The sequence below is a fragment of the Bordetella sp. 02P26C-1 genome (assembly GCF_009763255.1).
Classification (GTDB): domain Bacteria; phylum Pseudomonadota; class Gammaproteobacteria; order Burkholderiales; family Burkholderiaceae_B; genus Bordetella_A.
Genome location: NZ_WSJB01000020.1, coordinates 1 through 1,188 on the forward strand (window position 1 = coordinate 1; position 1,188 = coordinate 1,188).

Here is a 1,188-nt window from a genome sequence, read left to right on the forward strand (position 1 = left end):
GCGATGATCTTAGCGACGACGCCGGCGCCGACGGTACGACCGCCTTCACGGATGGCGAAACGCAGACCTTCTTCCATGGCGATCGGAGCCAACAGCTTGACGCTCATCGACACGTTGTCGCCCGGCAGAACCATTTCCTTGTCCTTGGGCAGCTCGATCGAGCCGGTCACGTCCGTCGTACGGAAGTAGAACTGCGGACGATAGCCGTTGAAGAACGGCGTGTGACGGCCACCTTCTTCCTTGGACAGAATGTACACCTCGGCGGTGAACTCGGTGTGCGGGGTGATCGAACCGGGCTTGGCCAGAACTTGACCACGCTCGACGTCTTCACGCTTGGTGCCGCGCAGCAGAATACCCACGTTGTCGCCAGCTTGACCTTGGTCGAGCAGCTTGCGGAACATTTCCACGCCCGTGCAGGTCGTCTTGACCGTCGGCTTGATACCAACGATTTCGATTTCTTCGCCGACTTTGATGATGCCGCGCTCGACGCGACCCGTCACCACCGTACCACGACCCGAGATCGAGAACACGTCTTCGACCGGCATCAGGAACGCGCCGTCAACAGCACGCTCAGGCGTCGGGATGTAGGAGTCCAGCGCTTCGGCCAGAGCCAGAATCGCCTTCTCGCCCAGCTCGCCCTGGTCGCCTTCGAGGGCCAGCTTGGCCGAACCCTTGATGATCGGGGTGTCGTCGCCCGGGAAGTCGTACTTCGACAGCAGTTCGCGAACTTCCATTTCCACCAGCTCGAGCAGCTCGGCGTCATCAACCATGTCGGCCTTGTTCAGGAACACGATGATGTACGGCACGCCAACCTGACGGCTCAGCAGAATGTGCTCACGCGTTTGCGGCATCGGACCGTCAGCGGCCGAGCAAACCAGGATCGCGCCGTCCATTTGCGCCGCGCCCGTGATCATGTTCTTCACATAGTCAGCGTGGCCCGGGCAGTCAACGTGGGCGTAGTGGCGGTTCGCCGTTTCGTATTCCACGTGTGCGGTGTTGATCGTGATACCACGAGCCTTCTCTTCCGGGGCCGCGTCGATCTGGTCGTAGCCGCGAGCTTCGCCGCCGAATTGCTTCGACAGCACCGTCGTGATGGCTGCCGTCAACGTGGTTTTGCCGTGGTCAACGTGACCAATCGTACCCACGTTCACGTGCGGCTTGGTACGTTCAAACTTGCCTTTTGCCATG

At 60.7% G+C, this 1,188-nt stretch carries 1 protein-coding gene; it reads right to left on the reverse strand.

Features of this window, described 5'->3' with window-relative positions:
- A partial coding sequence (gene tuf, locus GOQ28_RS12085; protein ID WP_160351880.1) for an elongation factor Tu occupies positions 1–1,187 on the reverse strand: 1,187 nt, incomplete at its 3' end.
- Position 1,188: the final 1 nt, after the last annotated feature.